At 53.6% G+C, this 15,380-nt stretch carries 18 protein-coding genes and 1 pseudogene; 8 read left to right on the top strand and 11 right to left on the bottom strand.

The window, feature by feature from the left end:
* The first annotated feature begins 92 nt into the window (after positions 1 to 92).
* Positions 93 to 956: an N-acetylmuramic acid 6-phosphate etherase gene (locus ACOTZP_RS15560; RefSeq protein WP_046619336.1), complete on the top strand. Its 864-nt coding sequence runs from the start codon at positions 93 to 95 to the stop codon at positions 954 to 956.
* 55 nt (positions 957 to 1,011) lie between these two features.
* On the opposite strand, the gene ompC is transcribed toward ACOTZP_RS15560, so the two are convergent.
* On the bottom strand, positions 1,012 to 2,178 hold the full coding sequence (ompC, locus tag ACOTZP_RS15555) for a porin OmpC (RefSeq protein WP_023300494.1): 1,167 nt from the start codon (positions 2,176 to 2,178) through the stop codon (positions 1,012 to 1,014).
* A gap of 284 nt (positions 2,179 to 2,462) precedes the next feature.
* On the opposite strand from ompC, the gene ACOTZP_RS15550 reads away from it, so the two are divergent.
* From ACOTZP_RS15550 to ACOTZP_RS15540, 3 genes are read left to right on the top strand one after another with little or no spacing between them, the layout of a single operon-like run.
* A complete protein-coding gene (locus ACOTZP_RS15550) occupies positions 2,463 to 3,164 on the top strand; it encodes a phosphohydrolase (RefSeq protein ID WP_022648564.1) in 702 nt (233 codons plus the stop codon).
* A gap of 43 nt (positions 3,165 to 3,207) precedes the next feature.
* The gene (locus tag ACOTZP_RS15545) at positions 3,208 to 4,641 is read left to right on the top strand and encodes a DNA cytosine methyltransferase (protein WP_087878644.1); all 1,434 of its coding nucleotides are present in this window, start codon (positions 3,208 to 3,210) and stop codon (positions 4,639 to 4,641) included.
* A complete protein-coding gene (locus ACOTZP_RS15540) occupies positions 4,622 to 5,113 on the top strand; it encodes a very short patch repair endonuclease (protein WP_022648562.1) in 492 nt (163 codons plus the stop codon). The genes ACOTZP_RS15545 and ACOTZP_RS15540 overlap by 20 nt, the downstream gene beginning before the upstream one ends.
* Here the strand turns inward: ACOTZP_RS15540 and yedA are convergent.
* Positions 5,085 to 5,999 carry a drug/metabolite exporter YedA gene (yedA, locus tag ACOTZP_RS15535; protein WP_023300492.1) on the bottom strand — a complete coding sequence of 305 codons (915 nt, stop codon included), beginning with the start codon at positions 5,997 to 5,999 and terminating at the stop codon, positions 5,085 to 5,087. The genes ACOTZP_RS15540 and yedA overlap by 29 nt on opposite strands.
* Positions 6,000 to 6,174: 175 nt before the next feature.
* Between yedA and ACOTZP_RS15530 the strand changes: the two genes are divergently transcribed.
* The 3 genes from ACOTZP_RS15530 (at position 6,175) to dgcQ (ending at position 9,134) form a co-directional block, all read left to right on the top strand.
* Complete coding sequence (locus tag ACOTZP_RS15530) at positions 6,175 to 7,089, top strand: DUF808 family protein (RefSeq protein ID WP_169441341.1); 915 nt, start codon at positions 6,175 to 6,177, stop codon at positions 7,087 to 7,089.
* Between the two features lie 77 nt (positions 7,090 to 7,166).
* The gene (locus tag ACOTZP_RS15525) at positions 7,167 to 7,349 is read left to right on the top strand and encodes a YodC family protein (RefSeq protein WP_022648559.1); all 183 of its coding nucleotides are present in this window, start codon (positions 7,167 to 7,169) and stop codon (positions 7,347 to 7,349) included.
* 84 nt (positions 7,350 to 7,433) lie between these two features.
* Complete coding sequence (dgcQ, locus tag ACOTZP_RS15520) at positions 7,434 to 9,134, top strand: cellulose biosynthesis regulator diguanylate cyclase DgcQ (RefSeq protein WP_032671304.1); 1,701 nt, start codon at positions 7,434 to 7,436, stop codon at positions 9,132 to 9,134.
* Here dgcQ and ACOTZP_RS15515 read toward each other — a convergent pair.
* Both ACOTZP_RS15515 and yodD read right to left on the bottom strand, forming a co-directional pair.
* Complete coding sequence (locus tag ACOTZP_RS15515; RefSeq protein ID WP_023300489.1) at positions 9,119 to 9,919, bottom strand: mannosyl-3-phosphoglycerate phosphatase-related protein; 801 nt, start codon at positions 9,917 to 9,919, stop codon at positions 9,119 to 9,121. The genes dgcQ and ACOTZP_RS15515 overlap by 16 nt on opposite strands.
* 296 nt (positions 9,920 to 10,215) lie before the next feature.
* Positions 10,216 to 10,443, bottom strand: a complete 228-nt coding sequence (yodD, locus tag ACOTZP_RS15510) for a YodD family peroxide/acid resistance protein (protein ID WP_017383339.1) — start codon at positions 10,441 to 10,443, stop codon at positions 10,216 to 10,218.
* Between the two features lie 128 nt (positions 10,444 to 10,571).
* Here yodD and dsrB point away from each other — a divergent pair, with 128 nt between their 5' ends.
* Entirely contained in the window at positions 10,572 to 10,760 is a 189-nt protein-coding gene (gene dsrB, locus ACOTZP_RS15505; protein WP_003859583.1) for a protein DsrB, read from the top strand.
* Positions 10,761 to 10,858: 98 nt separating this feature from the next.
* On the opposite strand, the gene rcsA is transcribed toward dsrB, so the two are convergent.
* From rcsA to fliM, 7 genes and pseudogenes are all read right to left on the bottom strand, one after another.
* Entirely contained in the window at positions 10,859 to 11,482 is a 624-nt protein-coding gene (gene rcsA, locus ACOTZP_RS15500) for a transcriptional regulator RcsA (protein ID WP_023306523.1), read from the bottom strand.
* A 290-nt stretch (positions 11,483 to 11,772) separates the two neighbouring features.
* Positions 11,773 to 12,565, bottom strand: a pseudogene (gene fliR, locus ACOTZP_RS15495) (flagellar biosynthetic protein FliR); the annotation flags it as partial.
* Between the two features lie 6 nt (positions 12,566 to 12,571).
* Positions 12,572 to 12,841, bottom strand: coding sequence for a flagellar biosynthesis protein FliQ (gene fliQ / locus ACOTZP_RS15490; protein ID WP_003859587.1), 270 nt, complete (start codon positions 12,839 to 12,841; stop codon positions 12,572 to 12,574).
* A gap of 10 nt (positions 12,842 to 12,851) precedes the next feature.
* Positions 12,852 to 13,589: a flagellar type III secretion system pore protein FliP gene (gene fliP / locus ACOTZP_RS15485; protein ID WP_022648554.1), complete on the bottom strand. Its 738-nt coding sequence runs from the start codon at positions 13,587 to 13,589 to the stop codon at positions 12,852 to 12,854.
* Positions 13,589 to 13,963 (bottom strand): flagellar biosynthetic protein FliO, encoded by a 375-nt coding sequence (gene fliO, locus ACOTZP_RS15480; protein ID WP_058646934.1) that lies wholly within the window; start codon positions 13,961 to 13,963, stop codon positions 13,589 to 13,591. Before fliO ends, fliP begins: the two co-directional genes overlap by 1 nt.
* Positions 13,964 to 13,965: 2 nt before the next feature.
* Positions 13,966 to 14,379, bottom strand: a complete 414-nt coding sequence (fliN, locus tag ACOTZP_RS15475) for a flagellar motor switch protein FliN (protein WP_003859592.1) — start codon at positions 14,377 to 14,379, stop codon at positions 13,966 to 13,968.
* Positions 14,376 to 15,380, bottom strand: coding sequence for a flagellar motor switch protein FliM (fliM, locus tag ACOTZP_RS15470; protein ID WP_006811158.1), 1,005 nt, complete (start codon positions 15,378 to 15,380; stop codon positions 14,376 to 14,378). The genes fliN and fliM overlap by 4 nt, the downstream gene beginning before the upstream one ends.

Raw genomic sequence — 15,380 nt, 5'->3', positions numbered from 1 at the left:
CATGTAAAGAGAGGCGTTTCGTGAGCCTTCTCTCATGTGACCTGTATAAAACACTTTATAGTGTGGGGGTACTCATAATAAGGAGGCAGTTTATGAGCATTATGCTTACCGGTACGGCCAGGGAAAGACGGCACGCCAGCACGATGAACATCGACAGATTATCTACGCTGGATATGCTTAATGTCATACACCAGGATGACGCACAAATCTCTTCTGCACTTACCCCTCACTTAAGTATGCTGGCTCGCGTGGTGGATAACGCGGCGGCGACGCTTAGTCACGGCGGACGTCTGGTGCTGATCGGCGCAGGCGCGTCCGGAGGCGTGGCGAAGCAGGCGGCAGAAGCGTTCGCGCCGGGAAAACATCCGGTCATTGCGATGACAGCAGGCGATAACGCCGGAAGCTACGCGCGCGGCGTTGCCGACCTTCAGACGATAAAATTCGGCGAGCACGACATGATGCTGGCGCTGTCCGTCAGCGGCAAAACGCCATGGGTTTGGGGCGCGATGCGTCATGCGTGGTCTCTGGGCTCAACGGTCGCGCTCATTACGGAGGATGCGCAAAGTGAAGCGGCGCAGCTGGCGAGCATGGTTATTGCCCCCGATCTGGGCGCGGATGTGGTTGCCGGGTATACCAACGCCAAAGTGGGCATTGCGCAAAGCATGATAATGCATATGGTCACCACCGGTCTGGCGATACGGACAGGACGGGTGTACAGCAACCTGCGTGTTGATCTGGAGGCAAGCAATACCAGATGGGCCGAGCGACAAATTGCCATTGTAATGGAAGCGGGGGGATGCTCCCGGGCGCAGGCGAAGGCGGCGCTGGAAAGCTGTAACCATCAGTGTAAAACGGCGGTGCTAATGGTGCTGACGGGTATGGATGCCTGGAAAGCACATGAATTACTGGCGCAGAATAACGGGTTTGTTCGCCTGGCCTTGCAGGAAGCGCCGTAATATTTCAGCGTCAAATAAAAAAAGCCCGCGTTGCGGGCTTTGCTATTTATGGGGATCAGAACTGGTAGATCATACCGATGCCAACGATGTCATCGGTTGCAATACCGTTGTCACTGTAGAAGGCATCATCTTCGTCCAGCAGGTTGATTTTATAATCAACGTAGGTGGAGAAGTTCTTGTTGAAGCTGTAGGTCATGCCCACGTCGATGTAGTTAACCAGATCCTGGTCTACATAGTCATAACCATTGCCTGGATGATAATCGTTACCACCCAAATCGATGCCTTTTGAATAGACCCACGCAAGGGATGGACGCAGACCGAAGTCAAACTGGTACTGCGCTACGGCTTCAAAGTTCTGAGTTTTGTTGGCGATGCCATCGTTGCCGTACGGAGTCATGTTGCGGGTTTCCGCATACATCATTGCCAGGTAGACATCATTCGCATCGTATTTTGCACCGATTGTCCACGCTTCCGCACGTTCACCGCCGGCATATTTGCTGAAGCGATTATAGGTACCTGCGCCGTAAGCAACCTGGTCGTTGGTACGGTCAGACGATGAATAAGCGGCACCCAGCGACAGACCGAAATCGAAGTCATAGGTAGTTGACATACCGAAGCCGTCGCCGTTCTGGAAACGAACATCATCATGGCCGTTTTTGGTGCCTTCCTGATTTTCGTTTGCGTTAGCACCTTCATTAGCACCCTGATATTGCAGTGCAAAGTTCAGGCCGTTAACCAGACCGAAGAAGTCATTATTACGGTAGGTCGCCACACCGTTAGTACGGCCAACCATATAGTTGTCGGTCCAGGTATAGGAGTCGCCACCAAATACTGGCAGCATATCGGTCCAGGCTTCAACGTCATACACGACGCCGTAATTACGGCCATAATCGAATGAGCCATATTCGCCGTATTTCAGGCCAGCAAAGGCCAGACGGTTAAAAGAGGTGTCGCCTGCGCCTTCGGTATCGTTAGCGTAGGTTTTATATTCCCACTGGCCGTAACCAATAAGATCGTTATTAATTTGTGTTTCGCCTTTGAAACCAATCTGGACATAGGTTTCATCGCCGTCGTCGCCTGGGTTGTCGGAGAAGGTATGACGTGCATCAACTTTACCGTACAGGTCAACTTTGTTGCCGTCTTTGTTATACATTTCCGCCGCATTTGCTGCGCCAGCCATTAATAACGCGGGTACAAGAATTGCCAGAACTTTTCTTTTCATTATATATTCCCTTTAAATATAAATTGTCTGAATATATGTAATTACCCTCCGTAACTACATGGCTGATACTATTCTATGGATTATTATTTAGGTTCAAAAATAAATGTAATTAAACTGGTAAAAATATTACAAAATATTTCGTTTTATCTCTTTATTTTTCGCGTGAATTAATTCATTGAAAATATAGCGGGTAATTATTATTAAGTATTTCTAAATTCTATTTATTAAGGGTTTTGATTCGGGTGTATTATAATTCACTCTCTTTTGAGCAACAGGATGGGATGATGGAACTTGCGCAGTGGCAGCACCGTTTTGAGCGCTGGCTCGACGAAAATCATTTTACTGATGATGCGGCGCACGATATCGCCCATTTTCGCCGCGTCTGGATGACGGCGCAGGCCATTATGGCTGACGGGGATTGCGATCCGCTGGTTGTGCTGACCGCATGCTACTTCCATGACATTGTCAGCCTGCCGAAAAATCACCCGCAGCGTAGTCACTCCTCGCGGCTGGCAGCGCGAGAAACGCGCCAGATCCTGAGCCGCGATTTTCCTGATTTTCCGCCCGATCGGTATGCGGCCGTTGAGCATGCCATTGAAGCCCACAGCTTCAGTGCCGGTATCGCGCCGCAAAGCCCGGAGGCCAAAACGGTCCAGGATGCCGACCGGCTGGAGGCGTTAGGCGCCATCGGCCTTGCGCGCGTCTTTGCCGTGTCCGGTGCGCTGGGCACCGCGTTGTTTGATGCCGACGACCCGTTTGCCGGGGCGCGTGCGCTGGATGATAAAGCTTTCGCGCTCGATCACTTTCAGACCAAACTCCTGCGCCTGCCGGACACCATGCAAACCGCACGGGGACGCGAACTTGCGCGTCACAATGCCGATTTCCTGATCCAGTTTATGGCGAAGCTGAGTGCTGAATTACAGGGCGATTACCTCGGAACCGACAGCCAGATATTGACCCATTTCCGTCGCAGTGTGCGATCCTGAACTGTGGTACTCTGTTTTCTGTCTTTATTGTCCGGTTAAGAGAATGCAGGAAAATCGATCAGTGACTGTGCCCGCGCCTGAGCGGGTTGAGAAATCAACGGCAGCCGTGCAGGCACTCCTGCGTCAGCTGCTGGAAATGTATGATGCTAAAACGCTGGCAAACCAGCTGGTGGCACATGGCGAGAGCCACTGGAGCCCGGCAATACTCAAGCGGCTGCTGATAAGCGACAGGGCAGGGCACCGCCTGAGCGACGGCGAGTTCTGTTATCTGCGTAACCTGCTGCCGCACCCGCCTGCTGCGCATCCGAATTATGCCTTTCGCTTTATCGATCTCTTTGCCGGTATTGGCGGCATTCGCCATGGCTTTGAAGCTATTGGCGGGCAGTGCGTGTTCACCAGTGAATGGAACAAACATGCCGTCCGCACCTATAAGGCGAACTGGTACTGCGACCCCAACGAGCACCAGTTTAATGCCGACATCCGCGACGTCACCCTGAGCCACAAAACCGGCGTCAGCGACGAAGAAGCCGCTGAGCACATTCGCAACACCATTCCGGCGCACGATGTGCTGCTGGCAGGCTTTCCGTGTCAGCCGTTCTCACTGGCTGGCGTGTCGAAAAAGAACGCGCTGGGACGTGCGCACGGCTTTGCCTGTGATACGCAGGGCACACTGTTCTTTGATGTTGCCCGGATTATTGATGCCCGCCGCCCGGCAATTTTTGTGCTGGAGAACGTCAAGAATTTAAAGAGCCATGACGGCGGCAAAACCTTCCGCATTATCATGCAAACGCTGGATGAACTGGGTTACGACGTGGCGGATGCAGAGGACATGGGGCCGGACGATCCGAAAATTATCGACGGCAAACACTTCCTGCCACAGCACCGCGAACGCATCGTGCTGGTGGGATTCCGCCGCGATCTCAATCTGAAAGGCGATTTTACGCTGCGCGATTTGCCCTCGCTGTATCCGGCGCGCCGTCCGACAGTGGCCGATCTGCTGGAGCCCGCCGTCGATGCGAAATTCATTCTGACGCCAGTGCTGTGGAAATACCTCTATCGCTATGCCAAAAAGCATCAGGCCAAAGGCAATGGCTTTGGGTTTGGCATGGTCAATCCGCTTAATCCTGACAGCGTGACGCGTACGCTGTCGGCGCGCTATTACAAAGATGGCGCGGAAATTCTTATCGATCGGGGCTGGGATAAGGCGCTGGGCGAAAAAGATTTCGACGACCCTCAGAATCAACAGCACCGACCGCGGCGCTTAACGCCGCGCGAGTGCGCCCGCTTAATGGGCTTTGAGGCGCCGCAGGGCTACAGTTTTCGCATTCCGGTGTCGGATACACAAGCCTATCGTCAGTTTGGCAACTCGGTGGTGGTGCCAGCCTTTGCCGCCGTCGCAAAACTGCTGGCCTCACGCATCAGCAAGGCCGTTCAGCTGCGTCAGAGTGAGGCCGTCAATGGCGGACGTTCACAATAAGGCCACGCGCAGTAAAAACATGCGTGCCATCGGCACGCGTGATACCGCGATCGAAAAACGGATCGCTGGCCTCCTGACCTCCATCGGGTTTGAATTCAGGGTTCAGGATGCCACGCTTGCCGGGCGTCCTGATTTCGTGATCGATGCGTATCAATGCATCATCTTTACCCACGGCTGTTTCTGGCATCATCACGACTGCTATCTGTTTAAAGTCCCAGCGACACGCACCGACTTCTGGCTGGAGAAGATTGGCAGGAACGTCGAGCGTGATAAACGCGATGTTTCGCAGCTTTACGCCCAAGGCTGGCGGGTGCTGATTGTCTGGGAGTGCGCACTGCGCGGAAGAATGAAGCTGAATGACGTGGAACTGACGGAGCGGCTGGAAGAGTGGATCTGCGGCGGCGGTCAGGCCGCGCAGATCGATACCCAGGGCATTCACCCGATCACGGTTTCTCCACCTCACACGCCGTGACAATCGGTTTCGCGGGCAGTAAATATTTACCCAGCGTGACCAGCACCACGGCAAAGACAATCACGCCCAGCGCCAGCCATTCAATCGTCGACAGCACTTCGCCCGCAAAACCGGTACCCAGCAGCACGGCAACCACCGGGTTAACGTAGGCGTAGCTGGTGGCAACCGCCGGTGAGACGTTGCGGATCAGGTACATATAGGCGTTGATGGCAATAATCGAGCCGAACAGCGCCAGATACCCGACGGCCAGGAAACCTGAGAGATCTGGCATTGCCGTCAGTTTTTCACCCGTCAACGCCGAGGCAATCAGCAGCACGATGCCTGCCGCGAGCATTTCAATGGCACCCGCCATCATCCCGGAGGGCAGCTCAATGCGGGAGCCGTAGACCGAGCCGAAGGCCCAGCTCATCGAGCCGATCATGATCATAACGGCAGCCCAGGGGTTTCCGCTCAGGTTTCCGCCGCTGTTCAGCATGATAATACCCACAAGCCCAATCGCGATGCCCAGCCATTCGAGCTTACGGGTGCGGATCCCGAACAGACGACTAAAGCAGAGCGTAAACAGCGGCACGGTCGCGACGACCACGGCGGCGATGCCCGACGGCACGTTCTGGTGTTCGGCGACGGTTACTGCGCCATTGCCCACCGCCAGCAGCAGCAGGCCAATCAGGGCGGCGTTAAGCAGGGGACGCAGCGGCGGTAGCCTGTGGCCGCGCAGCAATAAAAACGCCATCAGCAGCACGCCAGCCGTAAGGAAACGAATACCGGCCATCATCAGCGGGGGCCAGCTTTCCACGCCAATACGAATGACAAAGTAGGTGGATCCCCAGATGATATACAGGGAAAAAAGTGCTCCAATGAGCGGTAATAAATGCCGAAAACGCATAGTCCCTCACGACGAAATAAAAAGTTCGCTCATAGTTAACGCCAAAACTATCGGGCTGGCGAGTGCTTTAATTGTGTTGTTAATGTGAAATTTTTGTTGACGTGAGGTGCCTGTTTCCGGGCGGTGAGTTTTGTTCCATACTACTCACTTAATTAGCAAAAAAAGAAGGATAGATATTTTGGCAGGAAGTAGCTTATTAACATTACTGGACGATATCGCCACCTTGCTGGATGACATTTCAGTCATGGGGAAACTGGCGGCGAAAAAAACCGCCGGGGTACTGGGGGATGACTTGTCACTTAACGCGCAGCAGGTCAGCGGCGTGCGGGCGAACCGTGAGCTGCCGGTGGTGTGGGGCGTAGCGAAAGGGTCCTTTATTAACAAGGTGATCCTTGTTCCGCTGGCGCTTCTCATTAGCGCCTTTATACCCTGGGCCATTACGCCATTGCTGATGATTGGCGGGGCGTTCCTGTGCTTCGAGGGTGCCGAAAAAGTGTTGCATATGTTTGCCGCACGCAAAGAGAAAGACACCCCGGAAATGCGCCAGCAGCGTCTGGAAGCGCTGGCCGCGCAGGATCCAAAAACGTTCGAGCGCGATAAGGTCAAAGGTGCGATCCGTACTGACTTTATCCTTTCGGCCGAGATTGTGGCGATTACGCTTGGGATCGTATCCGAAGCACCGCTGATGAATCAGGTCATGGTGCTTTCGTTGATTGCCATTCTTGTAACGGTTGGGGTGTATGGGCTGGTCGGTCTGATCGTCAAGCTGGATGATATCGGCTTCTGGCTGGAAAAAAAATCCAGCGCCATTGCCCGCGTTATCGGCAAAAGCCTGCTGGTGCTGGCGCCGTGGCTGATGAAAAGTTTGTCGATAGTGGGAACTCTGGCGATGTTCCTGGTCGGCGGCGGTATTATCGTGCACGGCGTTGCTTCGCTGCATCATGCAATTGAACATCTGGCGTCGGGACATGGTTCGGTGATCGCCGCCATTCTGCCGACGCTGCTTAACCTTGTGTTGGGCTTTATCGTAGGTGTCATTGTGGTGGCAGTGGTCAAGCTGGTAGAAAAAGTACGCGGAAAATCGCATTAATTTTTGCTGACCCCGGATGCAAAAAGACCATTCCTCGTCTAAATTGAAAACGTTTCACCCTGATACAGGAGGCAGGTATGGTCTTTTTGGTCAGTGATGAAGTTAAGCCAAAGAATGGTGGTCCATGCATGATTGTCACCGGTTATTCCAGTGGAATGGTGGAGTGTCGGTGGCATGACGGATACGGCATTAAGCGGGAGGCTTTTCGTGAAGATGAGCTTCAGCCTGGTGATAAAAGGCAAAAACGCGATAAGGCTTAATCACACAACGCCCGGCCTTGCCGGGCGTTTTTACTGGCAGAAGACTTATCATATCGGATGGTGAGCGACACTCAGGGAGTGCGTGTGCAGCACAATACCTTTGTTGTAAAACAATCTTTTTTGCAGTGGCTGCATAAGCGTAGCAATCCCCGTTTGGTTGTTAACCTCTGTTTTATCGTTGTCCTGATCTTTTCCACCCTCCTGACCTGGCGCGAAGTTGTGGTACTGGAAGATGCCTATATCTCCAGTCAGCGTAACCATCTGGAAACGGTTGCCAGTGCGCTGGACAGACAACTCCAGTTCAGCGTCGATAAAATGCTGTTTTTTCGCCACAGCATGCGTGATGCGCTGGAAACGCCGCTGGCGTTTGGCGTGCTGCATGATGCGGTAAAGCGTTTTGCCCGTTTGCGCGCATCCCCCACCTGGCAAATTGAGGTTGATAAACAGCGCACATTGCCGATCAACGGTGTGTCTGATGCCTTCGTTGAAAAGACCACCCTTCTGAATCGCGATGATGAGTTTCTTGATAATGAACTGTCCGCCGCGCTTGAAGTGGGGTATTTATTGCGTCTGGCATCCAGTTCTTCCGGCAACGAAGAGCGCGTGATTTATGTCTCTCGCGCCGGATTCTTTCTGGAAACGGATACGCCGGAAAATGCCAGCGATATCGTGCAGCGTTACTACCATCTGGTCACTCAGCCCTGGTTTACCCAACAGTCCGAGCGTGAGAACCGTGCGCGTGCCGTGCGCTGGTTTATCTCGCCTCCTTCCTCCTTTGTGGGCAAAAAGCCGCTGATCACCGCCAGTGTGCCTGTTTATTACAATCACGTCTGGTATGGCGTGGTGGCGATGGATTTCACCTTTGCCACCCTGCGTCGTCTGCTGGTGGAGGCTGTAGGCGATAACCCGGAAGGGGAATACCAGCTGTATGACAGTCGTCTCACCCTGCTCGCGACGTCTGGATCATCTGCTGCGGACGTTAATCATTTTGACGCGCCCGAACTAGCGCAGATAGCGCACGCAATAGAATCGGATTCCGAAGGCGGCATTCGCCTGGGGAGTCGTTTTGTCAGCTGGGAGCGTCTCGACCACTTTGATGGCATCGTCCTGCGCGTGCACACCCTGGAAGAAGGGGTGCGCGGCGATTTCGGCAGCATCAGTATTGTGCTGGCATTGCTTTGGGCGCTGTTCACCGCGATGCTGCTCATCTCATGGCTGGTGATCCGGCGCATGGTCAGTAATATGTATTCGTTGCAGAATTCGCTGCAATGGCAGGCCTGGCACGACCCTCTGACCCGGTTGAATAATCGTGGGTCGCTGTTTGAGCGGGCGAAAATACTGGCGAAGCAGTGTGAACAGCAGGCGCTGCCTTTCTCTGTCATCCAGATCGATCTTGACTGCTTTAAGAGCATTAATGACCGTTTCGGGCACCAGGCGGGTGATAAGGTGTTGTCCCATGCTGCGGGGCTGATTGCCAGTACCCTGCGCACTAAAGATATTGCCGGGCGCGTCGGCGGCGAAGAGTTCTGTGTGGTGCTGCCCGGCATGACGCTTGAAGAGGCGGCGGAAGTTGCAGAGCAGATCCGTGAGCGTATCGACAGCAAAGAGATCCTGATTAAGAAAAGTACTACCCTGCGCGTGAGCGCGTCGTTTGGCGTCTCTGGCGCGCAGGAGAAGGGCAATTATCACTTCGAAAATCTGCAATCCACCGCCGATGCGCGTCTGTATGAGGCGAAACAGCGCGGGCGTAACCGGGTCATCTGGCAGGATCACGTTAAAAAGTAATCAAGCCCCTCGCGCCAGCCGGCCGGTCCGGTGTGCTGAGTGCGATAAACCCTTGTGGGATCGTTGTTCTTAAGGCTGACCCCCTCCCGGTTGAAGCCTTTCACCACCACGGCGAAGGCTACGCTGTCCAGCAGAGGGGCATCATTGGGGCCGTCGCCCAGGCCCAGCGTTGTCGGGTCAAATCCGTCGTGCAGGCGATACTGTTCCACAAGCCAGTGCACCGCCACGTCTTTGCCACAGCTCGTGTCCAGAATATGCCAGAAGCGAGCACCCGGGACGATCTTCAGCCCCTGCCGGGCCAGTTCGGCTGCGAAGCGTTTCATTTGTTCATCACTGTCACGCCAGATCAGCGTCACGGAAGCCTCGTGTTTACGTGCAAGCGCCGCACGGGGACGGCTTAGCCCGGTCCATTCGGCGACCACGCGCTCATCCACATCGTCGAAGGTGGTGAATTTCAGATGCATCTCCTGGCGTACCCGGGCAATAAACTGCCGGATATCGTCATGCTTCTTTTCTGAGATGAACCGTGCGGCGTTTTCCCACCGTACGTCAGGCTGGATCACCGCGCCGTTTTCCGCAATGTAGGGCAGCCCGCCAAGGCCAAGTTCCTGCTGGATGTCACGCATTTCGGACGCGGTTTTGCTGCTGCACAGAATGACTGGTACCTGTTCATCCTGTAATCTCTTCAGCCAGGAAGCGGCAGGCTGCCAGTCGAGAGTGTGAAAATCCAGCAGCGTACCGTCGAGATCGGTAAAGACGAGCAGAGTCTCCTTTAGCGAAGGCATAACGTCTCCTGAATAATGATGTTCATCTAAGAAAAGTCTTAAAAAAACTCAGCATTGATGTCCCGTTGAAGTGGAAACGATCCCGATAAACCCACACGCAGCGCATGTTTATACTCATAACCAAAATTCACATGTATAAAATATAATATTCGCTAAGAGAATATATGCTTGTAAGACAAATCTGTTGGGGATAATGTCTTACCTGCATCAGATTTCCTGGTGTAACGAATTTACAAGTGCTTCTTGCATAAGCAAGTTTGATCCCGGTCATCCCCATGACCGGGATTTTTTTCGCCTTAGCGGTTCGTTTCCGAGACGCTAAAGTCATGGATATCCAGCTCGAATGCTTCAGCCAGTTCACGGTAGGTATGGTAATCACGACCATTGACCACGACACGGTCTGAATTATCCTCCGCGCGATGAACTTCGGACTCACTGATTTCATTAATGGCGGCAAGCAGGGCATCGACATCCACTTCCACCTCACGCTTAATGGTGTCGCTGTACTCTTTGTCAGTCTTCATGGCGGGCTCCTCATTTAACCGTCTCAACAGCTAAGTATAGACCGCACACAAAAACGCCATTCGCGTCAGGCGGCGATGCCAGCCAGGGTAATTTGTTCTACACTGGCTCAAAACCACAGGAGGAATGTATGAAGGTCAACGATCGGGTAACCGTCAAAACGGACGGTGGGCCGCGCCGCCCGGGCGTGGTGCTGGCAATAGAAGAGTTTAATGAAGGCACAATGTATCTGGTGTCGCTGGAAGATTACCCGCTCGGCATCTGGTTCTTCAACGAACTGGGGCACCCGGATGGGATCTTTGTGGAAACGGCGGAATAGGTCGGCGTCGGGGGCGTCTTCTCCCCGGCCCGGCTGCTGAAAAGCAAAATCTCTGGCCAGGCCAGAGATCAAGGTAGGGTACAACATGGCCGTGCAAATTAGCGCATATTAACGAAAATCCCATTCGTCACATTATCTGTCAGGCGTACGACATGGTATATCACTTGCTTATTATGCGTTTTAATTTTCCTTTTAATATTTCCTTTGTGTGACGATACTGTTTTTGCCTTGATATTCATCTGGTCTGAGATCTGAATTGTCCCTTGTCCAGCCATCCACATTCTTAGCATACTTGATTCAGTTCTGCTTAATGATAGGGTGGGTAAGTTAACCGCCCCTACATTCTTAACTTCTTTATTCAAATAATCGCCCAGAATGTCATCAAGCGACTCTGGTTTAATCGATTTCGAACTGATTAATAAGTTTTTACGCACCAACAAATACTCATCGAAATGAATATTGGCGATCGCCATAAAAACAATAAACAGGGTTCTGGGATGCTGATTAATGATCTGCTTAATGTGCTGACTGTTAGCGGGGTCGTGAATGAAACAGTCCTCATTAATAAACACCACGCCGGGCTTGTGAGACTCACAAGCGGCTGCGAGTTCTTCAACGGTGTGTGCATCGTTGATGTCTCTCTTTCTTACCCCTCTGCTTGCTAAGTACCCGGTTAACCCTAGCCGGGTGTAGCTGCATAAATCCATAATGATCGTTGACATGGCATACCCTCACTCAATGCGTAACGATAATTCACCACCTGCCTGAGAGCTCATAAACAGCCATACGGGATGGAAAAAATCTAATAAAACCTGTGAGCATGACAAAGACTTTCAGGCGAACTCACTATCCCGTAAAGTTACGTATAATTTGCCAGGAATCATCTTAAAGTAAAGTAAATATTAAGTATTGTGAGGTGGTTAGAAACATTTAAACCGCGTCAGATATATCCTGGTAGATGTTTTTCAAGATTATTTTTAGGAATATCCTCAGAAAGACATTGCAAACACTGCGGGTTATTATTTGCGTGGAAGTTCGCTGACAATATCCGCTAAGAGATTGAATATCTCGCTGAATAAATGCTCGCAGAAGGGGGCGATAAGTGGCATCAATAATGACATTAATAAAAGGCCAACCGTCAACGTCACCGGAAAGCCGATGACGAATACCGACAGCTGCGGGGCCATTCGGTTGAGTAAACCCAATGCGAGGTTAACGGTGAGCAACAGGGTTATGACAGGCAGCGCCAGCATCAGCCCGTTGAGGAAGATCAGCCCGGCAGCCCGCACCAGCGCCAGAAAAGCGTTACTGTTCACCGGGTTGTCGCCAATCGGCAGCGTGTGGAAGGTGTCCACCAGCATAGAGATGAGCCACAGGTGGCCGTTGAACGAGAGAAACAACAGCATCGCCAGCAGGTCGATAATACGCGCCAGCACGGGCATATTCAGATGGCTGCCCGGGTCAACGAACGTCGCGAAAGACAGACCCATCTGCAAACCGATCAGTTCGCCCGCCGTTCGTACCGCGGCGAAGGCGAGCTGCATCGTAAATCCGACCGCCACGCCAATCATCACCTGTTGCAGGGCAATCCAGATCGCATTCGGGGAAAAAATCGGAATATCCACCGCCGGCAGGGAAGGGGCAACGATAATGGTGATAACCATGCCCAACCCAATTTTGATGCGTTTAGGCACCGACTTTTCACTGAGTATGGGGGCGGTGGAGATCAGCGCCATGATGCGCAGCATCGGCCAGAAATAGATCCCGAGCCACTGAACAAACTGATCGCTGGTGAATTGCAGCATCGTCCGTCAGCCGATGATGTAAGGCAGATTGGTGAACAGGTTGCGCATGTAGTCCAGCAGCAAATTGAGCATCCAGGGCCCGGCAACGATAATCGCCACGAAGACGGCGATGATCTTCGGGATGAACGACAGGGTCATTTCGTTAATCTGCGTGGCGGCCTGAAGAATACTGATAATCAGACCGGTTACCAGCGCAACCAGAAGCAGGGGCGCGGCGACGGCAATCGCGACTTTCATCGCTTCCGTGCCCATCATCATGACCGACTCAGGCGTCATTGCGTGCTCCTCAACTGTAGAAACTCTGCGCCAGCGAGCTGACCAGCAGTTGCCAGCCATCGACCAGCACGAACAGCATGATCTTAAAGGGCAGGGCAATGGTTGCGGGCGGGACCATCATCATCCCGAGCGCCATCAGGACGCTGGCGATCACCAGGTCAATAATCAGGAACGGAATGAAAATGGTGAAGCCAATCTGGAACGCCGTTTTCAGCTCACTGGTCACATACGCTGGCAGCAGAATGCGCATCGGCACCGCTTCCGGTCCCTGTAACTCGCCCGTGTTAGCGAGACGGGCAAACAGGGCCAAATCCGCTTCGCGCGTCTGGCGAAGCATAAATTCACGTAATGGCTGAGCCCCCTTTTCCAGGGCAACCTGCATGGAAATTTTATCTTCGCTGAACGGCTGGTACGCCTCGGTGTAAATCTTGTCGATCACCGGCGACATAATGAAAAAGGTCAGGAACAGGGCTAAACCCAGCAGCACCTGATTGGGCGGCGCGGACGGCGTGCCGAGCGCATTTCGCAGCAGACCAAACACAATGATGATGCGGGTGAAACTGGTCATCATCAGCAGGATCGCCGGGATAAAGGTCAGTGAGGTGATGAACACCAGCGTCTGCACGGAGAGGGACCAGCTTTGTCCCCCGTTCGCCAGCGGCGTGGAAACCAGCCCCGGCAGCTGCGCATACACAGAAGGCGCGAACAGGCCCAGACCTGCCAGCGTAAGCAATAACAAACGGCGCATCAGGATCTCCCGGAACGCTTGAGCAAACTCTTCATAACGGACTGAAAATCCGCAGGGGCCGGGGCGTTAGCCTCCACCGTGACAGGCGAAGGGGGCAGCGTGTGAAGAACGTTAATGCTGGAGGCGGTCACGCCTAGCACCAGTCGCGCATCTTCCACTTCCACAATGACCACGCGCTCGCGTGGGCCGAGTGTGGTGCTGGCGCTGACCTTCAGTCCGCGCGTGCCGGCCGTTTTCCCCGCCAGCCCGAAACGCTTTGCCAGCCAGGCAGCGATAAGGATAAAGGCAATAATACCGAACAGCGCGCCGCTCACCTGAAGCAGCGGGGAGCCGGGTACGGCGGAGGGCGCGGACAGTGTTGCCTGGGTTTTCATACTTAACGGCTCAGGCGACGCATACGTTCGGAAGGGGTAATGATGTCGGTGATACGTACGCCGTATTTATCGGCCACCACCACTACTTCGCCCTGTGCAATCAGGTAGCCGTTGATCAGAATATCCAGTGGCTCACCCGCTAAACCGTCCAGGGCTACAACGGAACCCTGCGTCAGGCGCAGCAGCTCTTTAATAGTCATGCGGGTGCGGCCCAGCTCAACGGTCAGCTTGACCGGAATGTCCATAATCAGGTCGATGTCCTGTAACGTCCCGCTGACGTCGCCGCCGCCTAACTGCTGGAAGACCGCGTCTGCCGCGCTTTTCGTCGGCGTCGTTTTTTGCTCGTTTAACGCGTCAGCCCACAGATCGTCCAGTGCTCCGCTGTTTTCATCGGACGGATTGTTCATGTCACTCATTTGGGCTGTTCCTCATTCAGCGAATTCAAAATCGGGTTGATCAAGTGCTCAACGCGTAACGCATACTGGCCGTTAATTGTGCCGTACTGGCTTGTCAGCACGGGTACGCCATCCACATGGGCAATAATGCGGTCGGGTTTATCTATCGGCAAAACGTCGCCGGGTTGTAATTTCAGGATCTGCGATAACCGCATGGAGATGTCGGCAAAGTTAGCCACCAGCTCCAGCTGCGAGTGCTGAACCTGGCGCACCAGGTTCTCACGCCAGTTCTGATCTTCATGGCGTGAGTTCTCCAGCGGCGGGTTCACCAGCAGTTCGCGCAGCGGTTCAATCATGCTGAACGGCAGGCAGATGTTGAACTCGCCCGTCAGGTTGCCGATTTCGACGTGGAACGGGGTGTTCACCACGATGTCATTCGGTGAAGTGGTGATGTTGGTAAACTTCACCTGCATCTCGGAACGGACGTACTCCACTTCCAGCGGGTTAATCGCTTTCCACGCGTCGCTGTAGGATTCCAGCGCCAGCTTCAGCATGCGGTTGATAACGCGCTGTTCGGTATGGGTAAACTCGCGGCCTTCCACTTTGGTCGGGAAACGGCCATCGCCACCGAACAGGTTATCCACTGCGATGAACACCAGGCTTGGCGAGAACACCACCAGGCCGGTACCGCGCAGCGGTTTCAGATGGATCAGGTTAAGGTTGGTTGGCACCGGCAGGTTGCGGGCAAACTCATGATACGGCTGAATGCGGATCGCACCGACGGTGATATCCGGGCTACGACGCAGCAGGTTAAACAGCCCCATTCGGAACTGACGTGCGAAACGTTCGTTGATGATCTCCAGCGCCTGTAAACGCTCGCGCACCACGCGACGCTGGGTATTGGGATCGTAGGGACGAATATTATCGTCGCCGGTCAGACCCGGCTTCGGATCGTCACTCTTATCGCTGTCGCCATTGAGCAGCGCATCGATTTCTGCCTGAGAAAGAATACTGTCGCCCAT

This window comes from Enterobacter cloacae complex sp. SYL001, assembly GCF_049237025.1.
Lineage (GTDB): Bacteria > Pseudomonadota > Gammaproteobacteria > Enterobacterales > Enterobacteriaceae > Enterobacter > Enterobacter intestinihominis.
This window is presented reverse-complemented; position numbering and strand designations above follow the sequence as displayed.

Coding starts and splice junctions, on each gene's coding strand:
- ACOTZP_RS15560 (WP_046619336.1), top strand. CDS start 93: ATGAGCATTATGCTTACCGGTACGGCCAGGGAAAGACGGCACGCCAGC.
- ompC (WP_023300494.1), bottom strand. CDS start 2,178: ATGAAAAGAAAAGTTCTGGCAATTCTTGTACCCGCGTTATTAATGGCT.
- ACOTZP_RS15550 (WP_022648564.1), top strand. CDS start 2,463: ATGGAACTTGCGCAGTGGCAGCACCGTTTTGAGCGCTGGCTCGACGAA.
- ACOTZP_RS15545 (WP_087878644.1), top strand. CDS start 3,208: ATGCAGGAAAATCGATCAGTGACTGTGCCCGCGCCTGAGCGGGTTGAG.
- ACOTZP_RS15540 (WP_022648562.1), top strand. CDS start 4,622: ATGGCGGACGTTCACAATAAGGCCACGCGCAGTAAAAACATGCGTGCC.
- yedA (WP_023300492.1), bottom strand. CDS start 5,999: ATGCGTTTTCGGCATTTATTACCGCTCATTGGAGCACTTTTTTCCCTG.
- ACOTZP_RS15525 (WP_022648559.1), top strand. CDS start 7,167: ATGGTCTTTTTGGTCAGTGATGAAGTTAAGCCAAAGAATGGTGGTCCA.
- ACOTZP_RS15515 (WP_023300489.1), bottom strand. CDS start 9,919: ATGCCTTCGCTAAAGGAGACTCTGCTCGTCTTTACCGATCTCGACGGT.
- yodD (WP_017383339.1), bottom strand. CDS start 10,443: ATGAAGACTGACAAAGAGTACAGCGACACCATTAAGCGTGAGGTGGAA.
- dsrB (WP_003859583.1), top strand. CDS start 10,572: ATGAAGGTCAACGATCGGGTAACCGTCAAAACGGACGGTGGGCCGCGC.
- rcsA (WP_023306523.1), bottom strand. CDS start 11,482: ATGTCAACGATCATTATGGATTTATGCAGCTACACCCGGCTAGGGTTA.
- fliQ (WP_003859587.1), bottom strand. CDS start 12,841: ATGACGCCTGAGTCGGTCATGATGATGGGCACGGAAGCGATGAAAGTC.
- fliP (WP_022648554.1), bottom strand. CDS start 13,589: ATGCGCCGTTTGTTATTGCTTACGCTGGCAGGTCTGGGCCTGTTCGCG.
- fliO (WP_058646934.1), bottom strand. CDS start 13,963: ATGAAAACCCAGGCAACACTGTCCGCGCCCTCCGCCGTACCCGGCTCC.
- fliN (WP_003859592.1), bottom strand. CDS start 14,379: ATGAGTGACATGAACAATCCGTCCGATGAAAACAGCGGAGCACTGGAC.
- fliM (WP_006811158.1), bottom strand. CDS start 15,380: ATGGGCGACAGTATTCTTTCTCAGGCAGAAATCGATGCGCTGCTCAAT.